18 protein-coding genes are annotated in these 22,054 nt (G+C 56.4%); 15 read left to right on the top strand and 3 right to left on the bottom strand.

Features of this window, described 5'->3' with window-relative positions; genetic code table 11:
• The first annotated feature begins 15 nt into the window (after positions 1-15).
• Genes ileS through ispH form a run of 4 tightly spaced genes read left to right on the top strand, consistent with a single transcriptional unit; the run spans position 16 to position 4,782 of the window.
• Positions 16-2,835 carry an isoleucine--tRNA ligase gene (ileS, locus tag G411_RS0112285; protein WP_022959513.1) on the top strand — a complete coding sequence of 940 codons (2,820 nt, stop codon included), beginning with the start codon at positions 16-18 and terminating at the stop codon, positions 2,833-2,835.
• Positions 2,828-3,331: a signal peptidase II gene (gene lspA / locus G411_RS0112280; RefSeq protein WP_022959512.1), complete on the top strand. Its 504-nt coding sequence runs from the start codon at positions 2,828-2,830 to the stop codon at positions 3,329-3,331. Before ileS ends, lspA begins: the two co-directional genes overlap by 8 nt.
• A gap of 31 nt (positions 3,332-3,362) precedes the next feature.
• Complete coding sequence (fkpB, locus tag G411_RS0112275; protein ID WP_022959511.1) at positions 3,363-3,827, top strand: FKBP-type peptidyl-prolyl cis-trans isomerase; 465 nt, start codon at positions 3,363-3,365, stop codon at positions 3,825-3,827.
• 7 nt (positions 3,828-3,834) lie between these two features.
• Positions 3,835-4,782: a 4-hydroxy-3-methylbut-2-enyl diphosphate reductase gene (gene ispH / locus G411_RS0112270; protein ID WP_028968396.1), complete on the top strand. Its 948-nt coding sequence runs from the start codon at positions 3,835-3,837 to the stop codon at positions 4,780-4,782.
• A gap of 2 nt (positions 4,783-4,784) precedes the next feature.
• Here the strand turns inward: ispH and G411_RS20335 are convergent, their stop codons facing one another.
• The gene (locus G411_RS20335; RefSeq protein ID WP_022959509.1) at positions 4,785-5,297 is read right to left on the bottom strand and encodes a GspH/FimT family pseudopilin; all 513 of its coding nucleotides are present in this window, start codon (positions 5,295-5,297) and stop codon (positions 4,785-4,787) included.
• A gap of 295 nt (positions 5,298-5,592) precedes the next feature.
• On the opposite strand from G411_RS20335, the gene pilV reads away from it, so the two are divergent.
• The 11 genes from pilV (at position 5,593) to G411_RS21525 (ending at position 18,993) form a co-directional block, all read left to right on the top strand.
• Positions 5,593-6,048: a type IV pilus modification protein PilV gene (gene pilV, locus G411_RS0112260; RefSeq protein ID WP_028968395.1), complete on the top strand. Its 456-nt coding sequence runs from the start codon at positions 5,593-5,595 to the stop codon at positions 6,046-6,048.
• A gap of 2 nt (positions 6,049-6,050) precedes the next feature.
• Positions 6,051-7,073 carry a PilW family protein gene (locus tag G411_RS0112255; protein ID WP_022959507.1) on the top strand — a complete coding sequence of 341 codons (1,023 nt, stop codon included), beginning with the start codon at positions 6,051-6,053 and terminating at the stop codon, positions 7,071-7,073.
• Entirely contained in the window at positions 7,070-7,594 is a 525-nt protein-coding gene (locus G411_RS0112250; protein WP_022959506.1) for a pilus assembly PilX family protein, read from the top strand. Before G411_RS0112255 ends, G411_RS0112250 begins: the two co-directional genes overlap by 4 nt.
• Positions 7,595-7,622: 28 nt before the next feature.
• Positions 7,623-11,414 carry a pilus assembly protein gene (locus G411_RS20330; protein ID WP_211218342.1) on the top strand — a complete coding sequence of 1,264 codons (3,792 nt, stop codon included), beginning with the start codon at positions 7,623-7,625 and terminating at the stop codon, positions 11,412-11,414.
• Positions 11,414-11,848, top strand: coding sequence for a type IV pilin protein (locus tag G411_RS0112240; RefSeq protein ID WP_022959504.1), 435 nt, complete (start codon positions 11,414-11,416; stop codon positions 11,846-11,848). Before G411_RS20330 ends, G411_RS0112240 begins: the two co-directional genes overlap by 1 nt.
• A 294-nt stretch (positions 11,849-12,142) precedes the next feature.
• Positions 12,143-12,553 (top strand): type IV pilin protein, encoded by a 411-nt coding sequence (locus tag G411_RS22520; RefSeq protein WP_022959503.1) that lies wholly within the window; start codon positions 12,143-12,145, stop codon positions 12,551-12,553.
• 5 nt (positions 12,554-12,558) lie between these two features.
• Entirely contained in the window at positions 12,559-12,999 is a 441-nt protein-coding gene (locus G411_RS0112230) for a GspH/FimT family pseudopilin (protein WP_169530684.1), read from the top strand.
• Positions 12,999-13,559 carry a type IV pilus modification PilV family protein gene (locus G411_RS0112225; protein WP_022959501.1) on the top strand — a complete coding sequence of 187 codons (561 nt, stop codon included), beginning with the start codon at positions 12,999-13,001 and terminating at the stop codon, positions 13,557-13,559. The genes G411_RS0112230 and G411_RS0112225 overlap by 1 nt, the downstream gene beginning before the upstream one ends.
• The gene (locus tag G411_RS21530; RefSeq protein ID WP_022959500.1) at positions 13,556-14,587 is read left to right on the top strand and encodes a PilW family protein; all 1,032 of its coding nucleotides are present in this window, start codon (positions 13,556-13,558) and stop codon (positions 14,585-14,587) included. Before G411_RS0112225 ends, G411_RS21530 begins: the two co-directional genes overlap by 4 nt.
• Positions 14,584-15,135 (top strand): pilus assembly PilX family protein, encoded by a 552-nt coding sequence (locus tag G411_RS0112215; RefSeq protein ID WP_022959499.1) that lies wholly within the window; start codon positions 14,584-14,586, stop codon positions 15,133-15,135. Before G411_RS21530 ends, G411_RS0112215 begins: the two co-directional genes overlap by 4 nt.
• A gap of 36 nt (positions 15,136-15,171) precedes the next feature.
• Positions 15,172-18,993 carry a pilus assembly protein gene (locus G411_RS21525; RefSeq protein ID WP_022959498.1) on the top strand — a complete coding sequence of 1,274 codons (3,822 nt, stop codon included), beginning with the start codon at positions 15,172-15,174 and terminating at the stop codon, positions 18,991-18,993.
• Positions 18,994-19,021: 28 nt separating this feature from the next.
• Here G411_RS21525 and G411_RS0112205 read toward each other — a convergent pair whose 3' ends face one another.
• Both G411_RS0112205 and G411_RS0112200 read right to left on the bottom strand, forming a co-directional pair.
• Complete coding sequence (locus G411_RS0112205) at positions 19,022-20,377, bottom strand: sigma-54-dependent transcriptional regulator (protein ID WP_022959497.1); 1,356 nt, start codon at positions 20,375-20,377, stop codon at positions 19,022-19,024.
• A gap of 14 nt (positions 20,378-20,391) precedes the next feature.
• Positions 20,392-21,981, bottom strand: coding sequence for a sensor histidine kinase (locus tag G411_RS0112200; protein ID WP_022959496.1), 1,590 nt, complete (start codon positions 21,979-21,981; stop codon positions 20,392-20,394).
• Between the last annotated feature and the right edge of the window lie 73 nt (positions 21,982-22,054).

Raw genomic sequence — 22,054 nt, 5'->3', positions numbered from 1 at the left:
GCAAGAAACGCATTTATGAGTGACTACAAGCACACCCTGAACCTGCCGAAAACGGACTTTGCGATGAAGGCCAACCTGGCCCAGCGCGAGCCACAGGCGCTCAAGCGCTGGTACGCCGAGGATTACTACGGTCAGATTCGCAAGGCCCGCGCAGGACGCGAAAAATTTATTCTGCACGACGGTCCTCCGTATGCGAACGGTGATATCCACATCGGTCACTCATTGAATAAAATTCTCAAGGATATGATCGTCAAGTCGCGCACTCTGAGTGGCTACGATGCGCCCTATGTTCCCGGCTGGGACTGCCACGGCCTGCCGATTGAGCTGAACGTGGAGAAGAAAGTCGGCAAACCCGGTCGCAAGGTTGATGCAGCCACCTTCCGTGAAAAGTGCCGGGAGTATGCCTACAAGCAGGTCAATGGCCAGCGCGAGGGTTTCAAGCGTCTGGGAGTGTTGGGTGATTGGGATAAGCCCTACCTGACCATGAGCTTCGACTTCGAGGCCAATATTATCCGCGCGCTGGGGAAAATTGCCGAGAATGGCCATCTGCACAAGGGCTTCAAGCCCGTGCACTGGTGTCTGGATTGCGGCTCCGCGCTGGCGGAAGCCGAAGTGGAGTACAAGGACAAAACGTCTCCGGCTATCGATGTCGCTTTTGCCGTGGTAGACGAGGCGGATGCTCGCCAGCGCAGCGGCTTGGGTGACGATGTCTGTGGACAGATGAATCTGGCGATCTGGACCACAACGCCCTGGACCATTCCGGCCAATATGGCGGTGTGTCTGAACGCTGAGCTGGATTATGTCTGGCTGGCCTACCAGCGCGACGGCCGAGACGAATTACTGCTGTTAGCGGAGGCGCTGCACGAGCAGGTCATGGCGCGTCTCGGCATTGCCGATTTCCGCATTGTTGGGCGTTGCAAGGGACAGGCGCTGGAAGGGCTGGCGCTGCAGCATCCTCTGTACGACCGTCAGGTGCCGGTTATTCTGGGCGACCACGTCACCACGGAAGCGGGTACCGGCGCTGTCCACACTGCGCCTGCCCATGGTCAGGACGACTTTGCCGTGGGGCAGAAATACGGCCTGGACGTCTACAACCCGGTTGGTCCCAATGGCGTGTACATTGAGGGCACCGAACTGTTTGGCGGTCAGCATGTTTTCAAGGCCAACGAACAGGTTATCGCCGAGTTGGCGGCGCGTCAGCGTCTGCTGCATAACGCCGCCTATCCGCACAGCTACCCCCATTGCTGGCGCCACAAAACGCCGATCATTTTTCGTGCCACGCCCCAGTGGTTTGTCAGCATGAAGCAGAACGGCCTGCTCGACAAAGCGATGCAGGCTGTCGACGGCGTGCAGTGGATGCCTGGCTGGGGCCGCGCGCGTATTGAGTCGATGATGGGTGAGCGACCGGACTGGTGTATTTCCCGCCAGCGTACCTGGGGAGCGCCAATCGCGTTGTTTGTTCACCGCGAGACCGCCGCGCTGCATCCGCGTACGCCTGAGCTTATTGAACAGGTTGCTCAGCGCGTGGAGAAGGCGGGCATTCAGGCCTGGTTTGATCTGGACGTTGGCGAGCTGCTGGGTGACGAGGCCGCGGATTACGAGAAAGTGGGCGATACGCTGGATGTCTGGTTCGATTCAGGCGTTACCCACTACGCGGTGCTGAGTCAGCGCGAGGAGCTGGCTTTCCCTGCAGATATTTATCTGGAAGGTTCCGATCAGCATCGGGGCTGGTTCCAGTCGTCCATGCTGACGTCGGTGGCAATCAATGGCTGCGCACCCTATAAGCAGGTGTTGACTCACGGCTTTACCGTCGATGTGAACGGTCGCAAAATGTCCAAATCCCTGGGCAATGTCATCGCACCTCAGGAAGTGATGAACAACCTAGGTGCGGATATTCTGCGCCTGTGGGTGGCGGCTACCGACTACCGTAATGAAATGACGGTGTCGGATGAAATTTTCAAGCGCACCGCCGATTCCTACCGCCGTATCCGTAATACCGCACGCTTCCTGCTGGCCAATATGACCGGTTTTGATCCGGCTGAAAACGCGCTGGACAGCGACGATATGCTGGCGCTGGATCGCTGGATTGTTCATCGTGCAGCCGTGCTGCAGGACGAGCTGCAGGCGGCTTACAACGACTATCAGTTCCATCAGGTTTACCAGAAGCTGCACAATTTCTGCGTGCTCGAACTGGGTGGTTTCTATCTGGATATCATCAAGGACCGTCAGTACACCACGCAGGAAAACAGCCGTGCCCGTCGCTCTGCGCAAACTGCGCTGTACCACATTGCCGAAGCACTGACTCGCTGGATTGCGCCGATCCTCAGTTTTACCGCTGACGAGCTGTGGCAGGTACTGCCGGGCGAGCGCCAGGGGCCGGTATTTGCGGCTGAGTGGTATACCGGGCTCAGTCGTCTGCCTGCTGATGACGATATGGATGATGCCTTCTGGCGCCGTGTGCAAGCAGTAAAAACGGCGGTGAACAAAGTGTTGGAAAATGCCCGCAACGAAGGTGTCGTAGGCGGTTCCTTGCAGGCAGAAGTGACGCTGTTTTGCAGCGAAGAGCTGATCGATACTCTGGCCAAGCTGGGTGATGAACTGCGTTTCGTACTGATCACCTCAGCAGCCATGCTGGCGCCGATCTCAGCCTCTAATGAGGCGGCGACGACCGATGTAGACGGGCTGGAAGTGCGGGTTCGCGCCAGTGAGGGCATGAAGTGCACACGCTGCTGGCACCATCGCGACGATGTTGGGCAATCGCTGGAGCACCCCGAACTGTGTTTCCGTTGTATTGATAATGTCGATGGTGACGGCGAGGTTCGCCACTATGCCTGATGCGCAGGCCGCGGCTCAGCGCCGCAATCGCCTTTATTGGCTGGTGTTTGCCATTCTGCTGATCCTGCTCGATCAGCTCAGCAAGTATCTGGCCGATACGCAACTGGTTTACGGTCAGCCCAATGCCTTGTTGCCGGTGTTGGACATCACGCTGCACTACAACCCCGGCGCCGCCTTCAGCTTTCTCAGCGATGCCGGTGGCTGGCAGCGTTGGTTTTTCACCGGGATTGCGGCGCTGGTCAGCGGCTATCTGCTTGTCTGGCTGATGCGCCTCGACCAGCAACAGCGCCTGCTGTCGGCGGCATTGTCCCTGGTGTTGTCCGGCGCACTGGGCAACCTGATTGATCGCCTGCTGCACGGCCATGTGATCGATTTTATTTCTGTGCATTGGGGCAGCGCGTACTTCCCCACCTTTAATATTGCTGACTCGGCCATTACGGTAGGCGCCATCCTGCTGGTGCTGGATACCGTATTGAACCCTGAGAGCCGCAAATAGCTGGCATGGCCCTGACCCAGAGAGAAGATAAATGAGCTTAGCGATTGGACCCGGAACCGCTGTTACCTTGCACTTTGCGCTGCTGTTGGAAGACGGCAGTGAGGTGGATTCCACTTTCTCGCGCCAGCCCGCGGTGTTTGTCTTCGGCGACGGCAAGCTACTGCCTGGGGTCGAATCAAAGTTGTTAGGCCTTGTGGCCGGTGATCAGCAGGAGCTTGTGCTGGCGCCAGAGGATGCCTTTGGGCAGCGCAATCCCGCCAATATTCAACGTTTGCCGCGCAGCCAGTTCGGCGATATCGAACTCAGCGAGGGGCTGGTGATGAATTTTGCCGATGCCGCCAATGCGGAGTTGCCGGGTGTGATCAGCGCCATTGACGATGAAATGGTCGACGTAGACTTTAATCATCCCCTGGCTGGGCGTACGCTGGGCTTCAAGGTCGAGATCATCGATGTGCAGCCGCATAGCGGCGAGGATGAGGTTCAGCATGCCGGTTGAGCACAGCATGGAAATCGTTTTGGCTAATCCCCGGGGGTTCTGCGCGGGGGTAGATCGCGCGATTGAAATCGTAAATCGCGCGCTGGATGTGTTCGGCGCGCCGATTTATGTGCGGCACGAGGTTGTGCACAACAAATTTGTCGTCGAAAACCTGCGCCAGCGCGGGGCTGTGTTTGTTGATGAGCTGGACGAAGTCCCCGATGGTAAAATCGTGATTTTCAGCGCCCACGGTGTATCGCAAGCTGTGCGCAATGAAGCGGCGCGACGTGGCTTGAAAGTGTTTGATGCCACCTGTCCGCTGGTGACGAAAGTCCATATGGAAGTGGTTAATTACAGCAGTGACGGCCGTGAGTGCGTGTTGATCGGGCATAAAGGTCACCCCGAAGTTGAGGGGACCATGGGGCAGTACGATGCCGGGAATGGCGGCGCGATTTATCTGGTGGAAGACGTGGCTCAGGCTAAGGCGCTGGAGGTGAATGACCCGCAGCGGCTGTCTTTCGTTACCCAAACTACCCTGTCGATGGATGATACCGCCGCGGTGATTACGGCGTTGCGGGAGAAGTTTCCCGCCATTCAGGGGCCGCGTAAAGATGACATCTGCTACGCCACCCAGAATCGCCAGGACGCCGTGAAGAATCTCGCCCAGCAAGCCGACTTGGTGCTGGTGGTGGGTTCCCCCAACAGCTCTAACTCAAACCGCCTGCGCGAGTTGGCAGAGCGCTTTGGCTGTGAGGCGCACCTCATCGACAGCGAAAATGATATTCAGCCTTCGTGGCTCAAAGAGGGCTTGCGAATTGGTATCACCGCCGGCGCGTCGGCCCCTGAGGTGCTGGTGCGGGCGGTGATCGACCGGCTTGGCGAGCTGGGCGCTGCTGCGCCTGTGGAGCTTGATGGTCGCCCGGAAAACATCACCTTTTCTCTTCCTCGCGAACTGCGCTGGGTCGACGCGTCCTGAGCTTATCGTTCGCAGCTACTCTCTGCCTGATGCGCCCGGCGCAACCTGCCGCCGATACTCAGTACAATGCGATAGACACCCTGATGCCCCGGTTGGCATAGCTGCAGCGTGCCAGCTTGAAAGGCACCGTTCTTGGTCAAGGCGCGTCCATCTGGCATGTACGAGACATAGTCACTGACACTGTTGTTGCCGGAGATAGACAGCCCGTCCGCCGGCGCCGAGATACTGCGCAGCAGGGGCTCGCCACTTTCCCGCTTACCGCTGCCGTCGCTGTCCACAAACATTTCCAGTTCACCGCTCCAGTCACCGTGTTGATTCCAGAGACTGATACGCTGTTGCCGTACAGCAGCTTCATAGCGGGTGGCATACAGGGCGTGGTAAAGATTGTCAGTTGCGCTGCGCAAGCGCTGTTCGTGAAGGAACTGGCTGAGTTGAGGCGTCGCCATCGCGCTCAATATCGCAATCAAGCCAAGCGTGACGAGTATCTCAAGCAGCGTCTTTCCTTGTGCATACATCACGGACTCCTTTCCATGGACTGCTGTTTTAAGGCTATTCTAGCTGACTGATTACAATTGTCCTTTTTTGCAAACAAGGCCGCGCTGGAAATGGAATTAAGTATAAGTCCGCCTTTTCCGATTGCGCTTCTACTGACTACAGTAAAAAATTGCCGTTGTGCTAGGCTAAACGCCTGAATTGGTTTCTGTTTTGCAAGACGTTAGTCTTCGGCGAATTGCCGGAGCGCTGTTGGCGTGGTGAAGGACGGTAGTGTCCAGACGAAGTCCGACTGGGGCGGGCAAATCGGGAGTAAGAATGAGGAAACGGGTACGTTTGCCACAGCGTCAGCGGGGAACCACGCTGATTGAGGTATTGGTTGCCATTCTGGTCACCGCTATTGGCGTCATGGGGGCGGCTGCGGTGCAATTGAATGCCGTGAAATTTAACCAGACCGCCAAGTTTCGTTCGACGGCCGTTTTTCTTGCCAATGATATCGCCGACCGGCTGCGTGCTAACAGAACGGCGGCGCTGAACGGTGACTACGATATTGCGATGGACGATGATGCGCCCAGTGGCACCAGTATCGATGTGGTGGACCTGAGCGAGTGGCTGGGTGAGCTCGCGTTGCGTATGCCGTCAGGCGATGGCGAGGTGGCTCGGGATGACCGCCGCTTTACCATCACTATTCAATGGGATGAGAGCCGTCTTAGCGACACCCGCGAAGCGGGCAGCGGTAACCTTCAATCCTTCCAATTTATCACGGAGCTATAGGCGTGAAATCAAGGCAGCAGGGACTGAGTCTGGTCGAGCTGATGATTGCCATCACGCTTGGCTTAGTGTTGAGCGCGGCAGTGATACAGGTGTTTCTGGCCAGCCGCAGCAGCTATCGCGTGCAGGAGTCGCTGTCTTTGATTCAGGAGAGTGCGCGCTTTGCGATGGATTATATCGGGCGAGAAGTTCGAATGGCCGGTTATATGGGCTGTAACTCCACGGGCGGGATTACACCGAATGTCATCGCCAAACCGCCTGCCGATGCGGAATTCAAGGCCGTGGAAGGCGTCGACAATGTTACCAGCGGCAATGCGCTGGGGGCGCTGCCGGGCACGGATGTCTTGAATATTCGCCGTAGCTCCAATCAGGCTATCAGGCTGACGGGGAATCTGACGCCCAATAATGCCAATGTGCAGATCGAGGACAATAGTCTCGGCTTTATTCAGGGTGACTTTGTGCTGATTTCCGACTGCGCGTCGGCGGATATTTTTCGTATTACCAATTCGCCAAAGGAGTCAGGGAAAGGGCAGACGACGCTGACTCATGCCTCGAACAGTAATACCAGCAATAAACTCAGCAAGATATATGGCGCAGATGCCGAGGTCTTCGGTTTTGTCGCCAGCACATTTTTTGTTCGTGATACCGGCCGCACGACCGGTGGTGGTAATGCCGTCACCTCATTGTACTTCCGCGATCGTCCTATTGCCTCAGGCGGGGTAGCCAGCGCCGCAACCGAGTTGGTTGAAGGCGTGGAGAATCTCCAACTGGCTTATGGTATTGACGACGATGGAGACAGATCTGTTGATCGCTACGCCGGGGCGGCGTCGGTGACGGATTGGGAGGAAGTCCTCAGTGTCAGGGTGGAACTGACCATGGTGGCGATGGACGAGGGCGTCGTAGGCACCACCGGCAGTGACAATGCGCAAACGGTCTACGACTCTGCGGGAAACTTGATTAATAACGCGGATGGGCGAATGCGTCAGGTGTTCACGTCGGTCTTTGCCTTGAGGAATCGCCTGCCATGAACTCTCCCCTTCAGCAGCGGGGCGCGGTATTGATCGTCGCTCTGGTCTTCATGCTTATCATCGCCGTGTTGGGCGTAGCGTCCATGCGCAATGCCACTATGCAGGAGCGAATGGCGGGCAACAATAAAGATGTCAATATTGCTTTTCAGGCTGCGGAGGCAGCCGTTCGTGAAGCGGAAACGGCAATGGCCGCGCTGTCGAGCATCGACTTTGATGGCAGTGACGGGCTGTACCTGTCCTGTCCCGATCAAACGGATACGACGACCGCCTGCAGTGAGCCCGATTGGCAACAGCGAGACTCGGTGGGATGGAAGGTCATCGGTGACGACATTCCTGATGTGAGTCGCCAGCCCGAGTACATTATTGAACAGATTAGCGCGACGATAGATCCGGGCGCGTCATTGGACTCCGATCGGACAATCTCCACGCAAGGGTACTATCGGGTGACGGCGAGGGGCTTTGGTCAGAGCGATCGTACAATGGCGGTACTCACCACCACCTATCGCCGGGAAGAGAACTAGTATGCGTGCTGTTATGGAGACGAAAGGTATGAAGCGTCACTTCCAGTTGCTTTCCTATCGAAAGTGTCTGCTTTCGGTATTGGCGTTGATGGCTATGTTTTCGCCTGTGCTGCATGCAGACGATGCTTGTACGGAGACGGTCACCACAAATGGCTTTGTGGGAAAAAATAACGGCAATGATACTTACACATTTGATGAGTTAGAGAGTATTGATCAAATCGTTGGAATAGAGCTACAAAACGGTTTTTTCGTGTACTGTGGATCTGATTCTTATGTCGCCAATGCCAATATTCTCACCGTTAAAAACAGTCGTTTTGATTTCTATAAATGTAAGGCGAAATTTACGGTAAAAGGGCAAAAGAAAAATTGTACCGCCAACGAGGATCAGGATAACGATATTGCTCAGGTCCCGCTGTTCCTGGCGCAATCGGCAACGCCGAACATCATGTATATCCTCGATGACTCCGGCTCTATGCAGTTTGAGCTGATGCCCGAGCAAAATATTCTTGGCGATGCGCGTTATGTTTACCCTCGTGCTGACGGTATTTACGGAGGCTCGGATTACAGCAACTATGTGGTAACGGTTGATGACAATAATGGGTTTAACGCCCGCAGCCGTTCTCCTCAAATTAATACGGTTTACTACAACCCCTCTGTTACTTATGAGCCGTGGATAAAAGGTGACGGCAGCTATTATCCTGATGCGGATATCGACTGCGCTCCACATAACCCATCCAATGACTCGGGCTACAACAGCGAGTCCAATTGTCGAGATCTCACCGAAGACAACGACCGCTATAACTCCAATTACTGGGTGAGCTGTAACAAAAGTGGCTCTTGCTCATACAGCCAGTGGAATAAGACCTTCTGGCCAGCGACCTATTTCTGGTATGACGGTACCGGAGACAATTGGAGCTGGTCTAATTACAGCAAGATAGAAATCCGGCCGGGCAATACGTATTCCGGCCACGGGCGCGAGAACCGTGATGACTGCGCCGACGCGGCAAACGGCACGTGCAGTTACAACGAGGAAATTCAGAATTTTGCCAACTGGTATAGCTATTACCGGTCTCGCGTCGCCACCGCGCGCGGTGGATCGGGGCGGGCGTTTTCTGAACAAGGGGCAAACCTTCGCGTGGGTTTTGGCAGTCTCAATAGCAGCAGCCGCAATATCGATGGCGAAAATACCAGTGTCATCCTCAGGGGCGTGAGAGAGTTCAGTGGTGAGAATCGCAATGACTTTTTCGAGGAGCTTTACGAGCTGGATATCCCCGCCGCGGGTACGCCATTGCGTCGAGCCTTGAATGCCTCGGGTGAATATTTTGAGCGTTCGGACAACAAGGGGCCCTGGAGTGAAACCCCCGGCGAAGACGGCGGCGAGCAGTTGGAGTGTCGGCGCAACTACACTGTACTGATGACGGATGGCTATTGGTCGGGAAGCAGCCCCGGAGGCGATCCCAGCAACAACAATGACGGCAGTGATAATCCGAGTCACACGTCGACAGGGGGGGCATCCTATACCTACAAGGCAGTTTCCCCCTTCGAAGACAGTCGCTCTGATACGTTGGCTGACGTTGCCATGTATTACTGGAAAAACGACTTGCGTTCGGACATGCCCAATGCCGTAACGGTCAACAAGAAAAATCCGGCGTTCTGGCAGCATATGGTGACCTTTGGGGTTGGCCTCGGGGTGAGCGGAACGGTTGATCCGGATACGGCATTCGCCGCGATTACCAGCGGTGCAGATATCAGCTGGCCTAGCCCGACATCTAATGAACTGCACAAGATTGACGATTTGCTGCATGCGGCAGTGAACAGCCGTGGACAGTTCTTCAGTGCAACCGACCCGGACTCCTTCGCCAAAGGCCTGTCAGATGCCTTGCAGGTGATCGCCAACGAGAGCAAGTCGTCGGCATCAGCCGTCGCGGCAAACTCCACGCGCCTGGATTCCGGTACTCTGGTCTATCAGGCCAGCTTCAACAGTCTCGAATGGACCGGCCGGATTGTTGCCTACAAGGTGAAAGAAGACGGCAGTCTGGGGGATATTAAATGGGACAGCGATAGCGCTTCTATTGCCTCACCGTCGACTCGAAATCTCTTTGCCGCGGTGGCGGCTCCCGGCACCGCAAGTACCAGCGCGGTCGCCTTTACCACCAGTAACTGGTCGGGCTTGGATGCGGCGCAGCGCAGCGCGCTGAACAATGGCGGTAACAATGCTGCAGGGCAGAACTTGCTGAACTGGCTGAGAGGGGAAGGCAGTGTCAGCAGCTTCCGCAGTCGCAGCAGTTTGCTTGGCGATATCGTCAATTCCGATCCGGTGTTTGTCGGCAATCGTGATGACTATGGTTTCCACACTCTCAGTGGCACTGAGGGCAGCAGTTACCGCGATTATCTGCGCAGTAAAAAGGCTTGGGCATCCATTATTGTGGTCGGAGCGAACGATGGCATGTTGCACGGCTTTAATGCGGAAACGGGCAAAGAGTTATTCGGCTTCTTGCCATCGTCGATTTTTAACCGCCTGCCCTTGTTAGCTGACCCAAACTATGAGCATCGCTATTTTGTTGATGGCTCTCCCCGGGCCAGTGATGCTTACATCAACGGCAACTGGACCACGGTGGCGGTTGGTGCGACCGGCGCAGGCGGGCGGTCGGTGTTTGCCGTGGATGTCAGCAACCCGGCGACAATCAGCCAGAATAATTTCCTCTGGGAGTTTGCTACCCCGTCCGATGCCAGCGACAAGTTGGGTGTGGCGATGAGTGAGCCGACGATTATCCGGGTGGCGGCAGGGAACAAGTGGGTGGCGATTTTCGGTAACGGCTATGAGTCGGGTGATACCGTCAAGCTGATGGTGGTTGATCTGGCGACGGGAAGCTTGATTAAAGCCATCGATACTGAGGTGAGCGGGGAAGGCAACGGCCTGGGTTCGCCGGTGCCGGTGGATATCGATAATGATCGAATTACCGATTATGTCTATGCCGGTGATTTGAAAGGTAATCTGTGGAAGTTTGATCTCACCGGCAGCAATACCAATAGCTGGGACGTGGCGTTCAAGTCGGGCGGCGATCCGGCACCGTTGTTCTCGGCGGTGGATGGTGACGGTGATCCGCAGCCGATTACCATGCGACCCACGGTGGGCCGCCACCCAGCGGGCGGTTATTTTGTTTACTTCGGTACTGGCAAGTACTTCGAAACCGTTGATGCTACCGTCGGCAATGACCCGCAGTTACAGGATTTTTACGGCATTCGTGATAATGGCGCTGTTGTCGATAGAGACGATCTGCTGGTACAGGATGTGTTTTACGAAGCAGTGGGCACCAATCGAGATGGCTCGAGCACGGAGGTATCGGTTCGCCTGGTGTCATCAAATGGTGGGACGGCGCCTGATTACGGCTGGCGTCTGCCATTGCAGCCGCCCAATAACAGCTTGGAGGGTGAGCGCTCTGTCTCGCGTCCACTGCTGAGGAATGGTCGGATTATCTTTACCAGTCTGATCCCAACCGACAATATCTGTGGCTTTGGCGGTCGCAGCTGGCTGATGGAGTTGGATGCCTATACCGGAGGGCGCTATGCTGATCCGGTGTTGGATACCAACAATGATGGCTTGGTCAATGAGCTGGATGCCGTTTTGTACATCGACGGCGAGTACTACCCGATCAGCGGTCGCGGCAGCGATGAAATTATTAAAACGCCGGGTGTCATCAGCAAGGGCAGTCTGGAATACAAATACACCTCCGGCAGTAGCGGTACGGTGGGTGTGATTACGGAGAAAGGCGATGATGGCGGCGATATCGGTCGTCAGTCATGGAGGCAGCTACAGTAATGTGCAGAATAAACGCACGCGGATTCACACTGTTGGAGTTGATGATCACCGTTGCCATTGTTGGCATCCTGGCGTCGATTGCTTATCCGAGCTACCAAGAACATGTGGCCAAATCCCGCCGCAGTGAAGCCGCCAATGCACTAATGGTTGGGGCTCAGGCCTTGGAGCGTTACTACTCTGCGAACGGTCGCTATACCACCACATTGAACAGCGGTGTGTTGCCCTCGGTTTATCCTAGCAAGGTGCCGGATAACGGCACGGCCTACTACGAGATTGTGGTCTCGGGAACGCCGGCGCCAAACAGTTTCACCTTGATGGCTCAGCGCAAAGGCGTGATGGCTGGCGACGATTGTGGTGATTTAACGATCAATCAGGCGGGACAGGTAGGGATTAGCAATGCCAGTCGAACGCTGGCGGACTGTTGGCGGCGGTAACGCGGCGCTGTCCATACGCGTTTTTCCTGAGTGTCGAATAGTGCTCGCTTTGTGCGTTTGCTTTTGTACTTGACTGGTGAAACTGCGTATTCTCGCTTTACACAACCGTTCTATACTGACAGTTGTTGCCGCCACGCGCTGGCATCGAGGAACCACTTCCAATAGAAGTAGGCATGAGGCCGCGCTTTACACCCCCGCGGTGTGAGCCTGCACTCTCTCCTTCGATCGGCCTCTGCGCCAGGCATAACAATAAGCACATCGGTTTGAGGGGGATCGGGCCAAGTGCAAATACACGTGCGAAAGAAGCAAAACGCCGGTTTTACGTTGATCGAGTTGATGGTCACGGTTGCCATCATTGCCATTCTGGCGACAGTGGCGCTGCCGTCTTACCAAAATCACGTGATGCGCGCCAACCGTTCGGCGGCGGCCAGCTTCCTGATGGAAGTGGCGAATATGCAGGAGCGTTACTATCTGGACGCACGCGCTTATGCGGCGGATATGAGCGCGCTGGGCGCATCGACACCGGCTGAACTCAGCGATCGCTACACCATCACCACAGTCGGCAACAATGCGGCGACACCACCCAGCTATTCGGTTAGCGCAGTCCCCAAGGGCGCACAGTCTAGTGACAGCTGCGGTACGCTGACCCTGAACAACAAAGGGGAAAAAGGTCACGCCTCGGGAGCAACGCGATGTTGGGATTGAGGCCGGTGACACGGGGTTTTACCCTGCTCGAGTTGCTGATCGTGATGGCGATTGTGGCGATTGTCGCAACACTGGCTGCCCCATCCTTTAATGGCGTGCTGGAGCGCCAGCGTGTACGTACGGTTGCCGACATGCTGCGCAGCAGTATCGACCTGGCGCGCAGCGAAGCTGTTAAGCGAAATACGCCCATCACGTTCAGTCGCGTCAGTGACGATTGGAATAAGGGTTGGCAGGTTTTGGCCGGTGCGGAAGTTGTCTACGAGGCACCGGCCCAGCCGAGTGCCAGCATCACCGCCAGTCACACCAGTGTCCAATTCACGGGCAATGGCCGGGCTAACGCCTCCGCCAGCTTCAGCATTGTGCCAGCCTCTGGCGATACCACTCACGCGTCCTGTGTCGAAATCAGCTTGAGCGGTCGCCCGCGAAGTGCCAAGGGGGAGTGCTGATGCGAGTGGCTCGCGGTTTTACGCTGATCGAGATTCTGGTTGCCATGGTCATCGGCCTGGTTGCGCTGATGGGCGCCGCCGGGCTGATCGCCCGTTCCGTCCAGCAGGAAGTTGAATCTTACCAGCGCCTGCAGGCACTGAATCTGTTGCAAGATATGGTTGGCCGACTGAATGCGAATCGGCTGGTTGCCGACTGTTACTCCAACGGCGCCAACGGAATGCAGCTTGGATACCAGGCGTCGGCGCCCACCAGCTGTGCGGCAGGGACGACGGAGCAGCGAACCCGCGCCGATGCCGATTTACAGGCTTGGGATGATGCGTTGCTGGGGGCGGCGCAACAGAATAGTGATGATGACAATGTCGGTGCCATGATTGGTGCGCGAGGCTGCATTGATCAGTTGGATGCAGTGGCGAGAATTTACCGTATCAGCGTCGTCTGGCAGGGGCTTAATGAAACGGTGGCGCCGAATGATGCACTGGCTTGCGGTAAGGATCAGTACGGCAGCGAGAAGCAGCGCAGAGTTGTCACCGCGACCGTCCGTATTGGAGATCTGTCATGAGGCGCTTGCAACGGGGCATCTCACTGGTGGAGGTGATGATCGCGCTGGGCGTCGGTGCGTTTATGCTGATTGGCATTATTTCTCTGGTGGCCTCGGTCAGTCAGACCCGCGGCAAATTGTCGGTGGTCTCCGCGCAGGCGGAGAATGGGCGATATGCCATGATGATGCTGGAGGAAGAGTTGTCACTCGCGGGCTTTTGGGGGCGCTACCATCCCGGCGTAGGTGTGCCCAACTATCAAGCTATCAGCCCCTGCGTCAGCAGTAATGCAGCGGTGGACCAAGGCTTTGATGGCTCTGCGCTGAACTTTCCCCTGCCGGTTAGCGGTATCGCAAGTAGCGCCACCCAGCCCAGTTGTATTTCTGCTGCAGGAGCGCCGTCGACCGCGGAGGTGATCACTGTGCGGCGGGTGGGAGTAGGCACTGTTGAGATAGCGGATATTCCCTTGGGCAATACCACGCCTTATTTGCAGATTTCCAACTGTGAGCTGGATCTGTTGCCCTACCGCTTGAGCCACGACCCAAGCCAGCTGACGCTGCGAGCCAAAGGCTGCGGCAGTGTGGAAGTGGCACGGCCATTGATTGTTCGCAGCTTTTTTATCGCGAACTGCGATGACTGTGCCAATGGGGGAGACGGCAAACCCACGCTGAAAATGATCGAGTATGCCAACGACAGCCTCGGGACCTTCTCGATGGTCAGCGGTGTTGAGGACATGCATATCCAGTACGGTCTCGATCTTGATGGCGATGGCGGCCCCGACTGCTATGCGGCTGATCCGGCGGCGGCCACCGTGCCCGCAGGCTGCGCCGCCGCCCTGTGGTCGGCGACAGCCGTGGATAACTGGGAAGATGTGGTGGCAGTGAGTGTCAGTTTACTGCTGAGATCGGAGGAGCCTGCGCTCAATCAGCCCGTGGCCGATACCTTCAATCTGGGCCGGGGGGCGGAGCAGGGGCCCTTTGATGACCGCTTTAAGCGGCAGGTGGTCTCTTCGACTATCCTGATGCCAAATATGGCGGGGCCGAGAGAATGAAGACCAAGGCAAAACAGCGTGGCATCGTGCTGATCGTGGTGCTGATCATGCTCGCTATTTTCACTGTGATCGTGGTGAGTATGCTCACGGGCAGTAATATTAATTTCAAGATCGCCGGCAACCAGCAAAATCGGATTGAGGCCAAACATAGCGCCAGCAATGCTATCGAGTCCTACATCAGCAACCCGGCCAACTTTGCTATTCCGCTGCCGGAAGGAAATACCGAGTTTGGCAGCGACTTTAACGGTGACGGCAGCGATGACATGGTCGCGGTCGTCGCGCCGCCGACGTGTTTGAGCTCCGAACCGATCAAACAATCAGAGCTGGACGTTGCGGACCCCGCTGATGCTCAGTGCCTGGGAACCGCTCAGAACAGCAGTTCCGGGGTGCTGACGGATGACAGTGCGGCGCTGCAGGGTAACTCCTGGTGCGCCAAAATGACCTGGGATGTTGGCGCGACGGTCAGTGATGCCCGTACCAATACAGAAGTGGAGATGCACCAGGGTGTGTATCTGCGAGAGGTAATCGGGACGCCCTGTCTGAACTGACGGTGAGCGCCGAGGCATGAGCAAAGAGTAACGAATATGAAGACGCTGAAATCACTGCTGGGTCTGTCACTGATGCTGCTTGCCATGCAGGGGCCAGTGCAGGCAGAAGATATTGATCTTTTTGCGGGTATTACGCCGGGTGGCGCGAATCCGCCTACCGTCTTGCTCGGTTGGCACAGTACGGCAAATTCCAACGCGAATGTGACTCACGGCTGTGTCTACGGGGACACCGGCAATGCCCCCGCGCTCGGCGATACGGTCGGCGGTATGGAGCAGTGCGCGCTGGTTAACACTATGCTGTCACTGCTGGATCCACAGTATGCCTACCTCAACGGTGCGATCCGTATTGGTTTGATGGTGTTCAATGAGCAGGGCTTCAGTAGCTTTAATAACGGTACTGGCTTGGGCAATGGTAACAATAACTGCGGTTTCCTGTTGGCGCCGCCGGCGCTGATGGACAGTACTGGAATAAACAACTTCATTACCCGACTAAAACAGATCGACAAGAATAAGCTGGCGAACCAGTCCCGCCTGGGTGACCTGATCGCGGAAAGCTGGGCCATGCTTAACGGCCTGTCCACGTCCTGTTCCGGCGTCAATTATTCTGGGCTGGCGGAAGTGGCGACCGAGTGCCGAGATGCGGTACTGGTGTATATCGGCAATGCGACAAAGGAAACCTCCAGTGTTGCAGACGGTACGGGTAACCCCGACACCTTGCTCAAGAATCAACTCAGCAGTGTTTTCGGTTATGCGGCAGGTTCTACCCAGTACAATTTTTACGCCACGCCGCGTGCCGTTACCCAGCTTAATAACTCCGGCAGTGCCAACAACAAATACTGGGGGGACGAGTGGACGCGCTTTATGAATCTGGTGGATGTTGGCGACAGCGCGCAGGCTGATCGCAATGTCACGACCTATTCTATTGCCGTCTATGACCCCGCCCTTGAGAATAAGCTGGCGGGGGAAATTAATTTTCTGGCGGATATGGCTGTTGAAGGTGGCGGTAAGGCCTTCAAAGTCACCGCGGAGAATCACGCCGGTCTGGCAGAAATTCTGCTGCAGATTTTCAATGAGGTGCAGGACATCAACAGCGCCTTCTCGTCGGCCACGCTGCCCGTCAGCGCCAATACACAGGGCACCTTCCTGAATCAGGTGTATATCGCCAGCTTCCGGCCCGACAGCACCGCTTCCCCGCGCTGGACGGGTAACGTTAAACAATATCAGCTGGGGTTTGATGCGGGTGGCAATATTGTCCTTACCGATTCGACCCAGGATATCTCCGGTACGGTCACCTCGGTGACTAACCCCATTACGGGGGCGATTACTGACGATGCGGTGAGCTTCTGGACTACCAACACTCCGACGCGTGCCGATGGCTCCAGTGTCAGCGACTGGCCCTTGGACGGCTTCTGGCGCAACAGCCCGGAAGGGGCGGGTTTTGGTTTGGATTCGCCAGACGGAGAACTGGTAGAGAAGGGTGGCGCCGGGCAGCTATTGCGGATTGATAATCTGCTTAACTCTGACAGCCGCGTGGTCTATACCTGTAACAGTGCTGGTGGTTGCCCTACCGGCACGGAAATGCCCAGCTTCGCCAGCAGCAACAGTACGCTGGTGGCGTCGCTTAATACTCTTCTGGGCGCTGCCCAACAGGGTGGTGGCGCGAGTATCAGTGTAGGGCGTATTGATACCGGCGAGGCGATTTCCACCAGCTGCAGTGGCGGTGGTAATAACACAGTGTGTACGATCACGCATGACGGGACCGGTGGCACGAATCTCGACGCCAATACCGATCAGGTCGTTTTGTTGAACGCCTGGAACGAAGTACAAAACAAACAGGTTTGTACCTTTGCAGCACCCTGTTCGATAAGCAATGTGCAGGACACCAGCTTTGATATCGCCTCAAAGGATATCCCTGATGGCGCGAGCTATAGCAACGCCACTATTGTGGAGGTCAGTCGGGTGGCCACGGTCACCCAGGCCGGTCACGGATTAAACATTGGTGATCAGGTCAAGCTGGAAAACTGCACGGTGGGCAACGAGAGTAATACCTACAATATCGATGCCTTGAAAGGCACAGTGTTGGGGGCCGTACGCAGTAAAATTGATGACGACTCCTATGTGCTCCAGTTGAGCCAGTATGTGCTTGCTGAAAACAATAACGTCAGCTGTGGTGCAAGCACGGTGACGCTGACAGCGGAAAACCTCATTGATTGGGTACGCGGTGAGGATATTAATGGTAACGAGGCGCGCCGAGGCCCCTGTCCGCCTGAAGTTCGGGATGCGAATTGCCCGATTACAGCGCGGGGCTCTATTCACGCCGACGTACTGCACTCCCGTCCGGCTGTTATTAACTACGGTGGCAGCACTGGGGTTGTGGTGTTCTACGGCTCTAACGACGGCCACTTCCACGCCATTAATGGCAATCAGGACAGCAATATTTCCAGCGTGCAGCCCGGTGGCGAGTTGTGGAGCTTTGTCGCGCCAGAGTTTTTTGGCAAGCTCAAGCGTCAGTTCAATAATGACCCCTTGGTCAAATACCCCAATGTCGTCGACCCGCGTGCCTTGAAGCGCGATTATTTCTTCGACGGCAGTACCACAATCTTGCAGGACAAGCGCACGGGAACGGCAACCTCGGGCAAGGCGTTTATCTATCTGTCAGCGCGTCGTGGTGGACGCTTGATCTATGCGATGGATGTCAGCAACCCGTTGGCGCCGCGGTTCATGTGGCGCCTGACAGAGCAGCAGGTACCAGAGTTGGGACAAACCTGGTCACAGGCGCAAGTCGGCATGCTCAAACATCATGACAATCCTGTGCTGATTCTCGGTGCGGGCTATGACCCTGCTGAGGATCATGAACCTGCGCCAGCCAGCAACAGTCAGGGGCGCGGCGTGCTGATTCTGGATGCGATCAGTGGCGAGGTTGTGTGGGCGGCACTGGCGAACTGTTCCGGTGTGGCGATGGCCAGTGGCGGGCATTGTGAAACGGTTACGGGCATGAATAAATCTTTCCCTGCCGATATTACCTTGCTCGACAAAGATTTCGATGGCTATATCGACCGGCTCTATGCCACCGATGTGGGCGGCAATATCTGGCGCGTAGACCTGGAGGCCGATGATCCGCAAACCACGGACTTTGACGAAGTGGAAATCACCAAACTCGCTAGCCTCGGGGGAACCGGTAACAATAATCGCAAGTTCCTGTTCAGCGCGGATGTCGTGCCGACCAACCGCTACGATGCGGTGGTCGCAGTCTCAGGGGACCGTGAGCACCCCTTGTACAGTGCTTCAACCACACCGGGCATTGCCTACAACGTGGAGAATAAATTCTTCATGGTTATGGACAAGAATCTCGGAAAATCGGTGTCGGACAGTTTTACGACCTACACCCTGAACGACTTGGTGAACCAGACCACCTTGCAGTGCAGCGACGATACCGGGGCGGTGGTTGCTTGTGAGACAACAGGGGCAACGAGTCTTTACTTCGGTGGATTGGAAGACAGCTTCGCCGGCTACTACATCGACTTGTTAACGGGAGAGAAGGGCGTCAATGCGCCTCTGGCGGTGGCTGGCAAGGTGTATTTCGGCACGAACCAGCCGGATGTTCCCGATGCGCAAAGCTGTAGTGCAAACCTCGGGAATGCCGGGGCATATATCGTCAATCTGGTGACTGGCGAGCGTCAGCGCAATGAATTCTCGGGGGGCGGCCTGCCGCCATCACCGATTGCCGGGCTCGTCACTATCGACGGAAAAACGGTGCCGTTTATCATTGGGGGGGCTGGCCCGTCACCCTTTGACCCGACTACGCCAACGCTGGATTTGTCCGGTGGGCGCAAACGCAGTTACTGGTACTACGAGTAACTGTAATCGGGGCCTGTTATGGGCCCCGCTATTCCATTTCGTACTTTTTCAGCTTGTAGCGAAACTGCCGGAAGGTGATGCCTAGCATGCGGGCGGATTCGGTTTTGTTGCCGTCATTGGCTTCCAGCGCTTCGAGAATAATCGCCTTTTCAATACTCGACACATAGGCCTCGATATCCCCTGTGGCCTGAGCGAGATGATTCGGCTCGCTTATTGCCTCAGGGAGTTGCCCAGGGCTGTCGGGCAGAGACAGGTCACTGGCACGAATGACATTGCCCTCGCAAAGCGTGGCGGCGCGCTCAATGATGTTCTCCAGTTCGCGAACATTGCCCGGAAATTGGTAGGCGTTCAGAGCTGACAGCGCCTCGTCACTGAGCTGCGGCGCCGTGATATCCCACTCCCGCGCTATTTTTTCCAGCATGAAACGGGCGAGCAGTGGGATGTCCTCCTTTCGCTGGCGCAGGCTGGGCACCTGGACCTCAATCACATTAATCCGATAGAAGAGGTCGCTGCGGAAGTGCTCGGCGGCCACTTCTTTGGCGAGATCGCGATGGGTGGCGCTGAGAATGCGCACGTCCACGGGAATCTCCTGGTTCGAGCCGACCCGGCGGATGGCCTTTTCCTGAATGGCACGCAACAATTTCACCTGCATGCTCAGCGGCAGGTCCGCGACTTCGTCAAGAAACAGGGTGCCGCCATTGGCGGCTTCAAACAGACCTTCCTTGTCACCATAGGCGCCGGTAAAGCTGCCTTTTACATGGCCGAAGAATTCGCTCTCTACCAGCTCGCCGGGAATCGCGCCGCAGTTCACTGGCACAAAGGGCGCATTGCTGCGCGGCCCATTGGCATGAATCAAGCGCGCAACCACTTCCTTGCCGCTGCCCGATTCACCACTGATGTACACCGGCGCCTGACTGCGGGCAAGTTTGTTGATCTGCTCACGCAGTCGCCGGATCTGTTCACTCTCTCCGAGCAGGCGAGTGTTGCGGCTGCTGTCTACCGGGCTGGCCTGGCTGTTTTCCAGACGCAAAGCGGATTTGATCAGATTACGCAGTTGATCGACAGCGAGTGGCTTGTTAATGAAGTCGAAGGCTCCCGCTTTCAGTGCTTCCACGGCCAACTCGGTGCTGCCGAACGCGGTAATGACTGCCACTGCAGTATCGGAACAATGCTGTTGTATATGCCGGACAATATCGAGTCCGGTGCCGTCGGGGAGTTTGATGTCGGTTAAACACAGCTGTATCGGCTTACTGGCCAGACAGTGCAGTGCGTCGGCCACACAGCCTACCGCTTCAGTATGGAGTCCCATGCGGCTGATGGTGATTTCCAGCAGTTCGCGAATATCGGGTTCATCATCAATGATCAGTACGGTTTTGCTATTCATCGGTGCCGTGTCGATTATTCTGGAATGGTGCCGCGTTCGGGATGGGCAAATTGTAACCGAAAACAGCTGGCGCCGTTGTTGTCGCGACGGTAAGAGATGGCGATCTGGTTAGCGAGGCAGAGCTCGCGACAGAGATACAGACCAAGGCCATTACCCTGTGTCTGGGTTGTGAAAAAAGGCTCAAATATCTTGTCTTCGTCGTCGCGATCAATACCCGGCCCGTTATCGATAATGTCCAATGTCAGGCCGCCGCCGGGGGATGTGTGGCTCAGTTGAAACTGGATAAGCGCTTCGCCATGGGCGGCAATGCCGTGGCGGATGCCATTTTCCATGATATTGCTGATGATCTGCGACAGCTGACTCTGGTCGACGTTAATCGTGTCGTGTTCGGTGTTGGCGTCGATCTGTAGTCGGGTTTTATCAGGATGATTGCCGTGCCAGTCCCGGCAGAACGTTTCCAGCCACGGCCGCAGGGCAAACTGCCGGGGTTGCGCGAGGCGGCCCCGCGAAAGCTCCAGAATGTTTTTGATGATGTCGTTCATGCGGTTGGCATGACTTTGGATAATGGCAACAAAGCGTGCGTCGCTGCTGATCAGGTCCGGCGATTCGCGCAGTAGCTGCGCGGCGTGGCTGATCGCTGCCAGCGGGTTGCGAATTTCATGGGCGATACTGGCGGTGAAGCGGCCCAGGGAGGCCAGCTTCAGGTTCTGGGCGCGTTGATTGATCTTGCTGATATTCTCTATATACATCAGCACATCGTCGCCGTGTTGAGGCGCGAGATAGGTCAGGTTTACATGCAGTTCTACGCCTGAGGGCTGCAGTTGAATAATCGTCGAGTGCCCGTTGCCGCTGTTGCTCATGGCGATGAGCTGGGGCGGCGCATATTGCTGTGTTTTTTCGGGGTCGGCGGGTAACTGCAGCAGTTCAATGGCGGCGGCATTGCTGAGCTTGATGCGCCCTGTGCGCGACATCACCAGAATGCCGGTTTGCATACGCTGAACAATGCTCTGGTTAATCTGCGAGAGCTGTTCCAGGTCGTTGCGTCGGCTTTCAGCCAGCCCCTGGGCTTTAACGATTCGGGCACTGAGGTGGCGAATGGCGATGGCGGTAGAGAAGTAGGCGATCCCCATCATGCCCGAGGTAACGAACTGCTGGGTGGCTACCCGTTCGCTGAGCGTGTGTGCGGCGACTTCGCCTATGCCGGCAATGGTCGCCAGTGAGGCCAGCGACAGACACAATCGCGCAGGCAGGGTCATGCTGGCGGCGCTGATGCTGACAATCAGTAATAAAGTGAGGCCGCTGTCGGTGCTTGTCGAGCAATAGCTCATCAGCATAATGCTGCCGATATCGACAAAGAATTCGAAAAACAGTCCGGTGTCGCTGTAGTCGCGGGTGATCAGCAGGTGTTGCAGAAATACCAGCAGGCTGAAGCCCAGATAGGCGGTGACGGTTGCCATGAACACGCCGGGCAGGTTGCTGCCGAGAATGCTGTTGCTGGCGCCCAGCAGGTAGCTTAAAAACAGGGTGCCAGCGAGCAACAAGCGGTAGGTAGCATAAATGCGCATGACCGCGCGGCGCTGGTTGGGGTCGTAGGCAGTGGGCATGGTGGACTCATTAATTCGGCTGTTGCCAGTGTATCTGCCAATTCCTGCGGATGCACACCGCGAGTTTTGATAG

This window comes from Spongiibacter tropicus DSM 19543 (assembly GCF_000420325.1).
In the GTDB taxonomy this organism is placed as follows: Bacteria; Pseudomonadota; Gammaproteobacteria; order Pseudomonadales; family Spongiibacteraceae; genus Spongiibacter; species Spongiibacter tropicus.
Note: the sequence above shows the minus strand (reverse complement) of the source record. Positions and strands in the feature narration are given on the sequence as shown.

Coding starts and splice junctions, on each gene's coding strand:
- G411_RS0112240 (WP_022959504.1), top strand. CDS start 11,414: ATGTGCAGAATAAACGCACGCGGATTCACACTGTTGGAGTTGATGATC.
- G411_RS20335 (WP_022959509.1), bottom strand. CDS start 5,297: ATGTATGCACAAGGAAAGACGCTGCTTGAGATACTCGTCACGCTTGGC.
- G411_RS0112205 (WP_022959497.1), bottom strand. CDS start 20,377: ATGAATAGCAAAACCGTACTGATCATTGATGATGAACCCGATATTCGC.
- G411_RS0112250 (WP_022959506.1), top strand. CDS start 7,070: ATGAACTCTCCCCTTCAGCAGCGGGGCGCGGTATTGATCGTCGCTCTG.
- ispH (WP_028968396.1), top strand. CDS start 3,835: ATGGAAATCGTTTTGGCTAATCCCCGGGGGTTCTGCGCGGGGGTAGAT.
- G411_RS20330 (WP_211218342.1), top strand. CDS start 7,623: ATGAAGCGTCACTTCCAGTTGCTTTCCTATCGAAAGTGTCTGCTTTCG.
- G411_RS0112200 (WP_022959496.1), bottom strand. CDS start 21,981: ATGCCCACTGCCTACGACCCCAACCAGCGCCGCGCGGTCATGCGCATT.
- G411_RS21525 (WP_022959498.1), top strand. CDS start 15,172: ATGAAGACGCTGAAATCACTGCTGGGTCTGTCACTGATGCTGCTTGCC.
- G411_RS0112215 (WP_022959499.1), top strand. CDS start 14,584: ATGAAGACCAAGGCAAAACAGCGTGGCATCGTGCTGATCGTGGTGCTG.
- G411_RS0112225 (WP_022959501.1), top strand. CDS start 12,999: ATGCGAGTGGCTCGCGGTTTTACGCTGATCGAGATTCTGGTTGCCATG.
- lspA (WP_022959512.1), top strand. CDS start 2,828: ATGCCTGATGCGCAGGCCGCGGCTCAGCGCCGCAATCGCCTTTATTGG.
- pilV (WP_028968395.1), top strand. CDS start 5,593: ATGAGGAAACGGGTACGTTTGCCACAGCGTCAGCGGGGAACCACGCTG.
- fkpB (WP_022959511.1), top strand. CDS start 3,363: ATGAGCTTAGCGATTGGACCCGGAACCGCTGTTACCTTGCACTTTGCG.
- ileS (WP_022959513.1), top strand. CDS start 16: ATGAGTGACTACAAGCACACCCTGAACCTGCCGAAAACGGACTTTGCG.
- G411_RS21530 (WP_022959500.1), top strand. CDS start 13,556: ATGAGGCGCTTGCAACGGGGCATCTCACTGGTGGAGGTGATGATCGCG.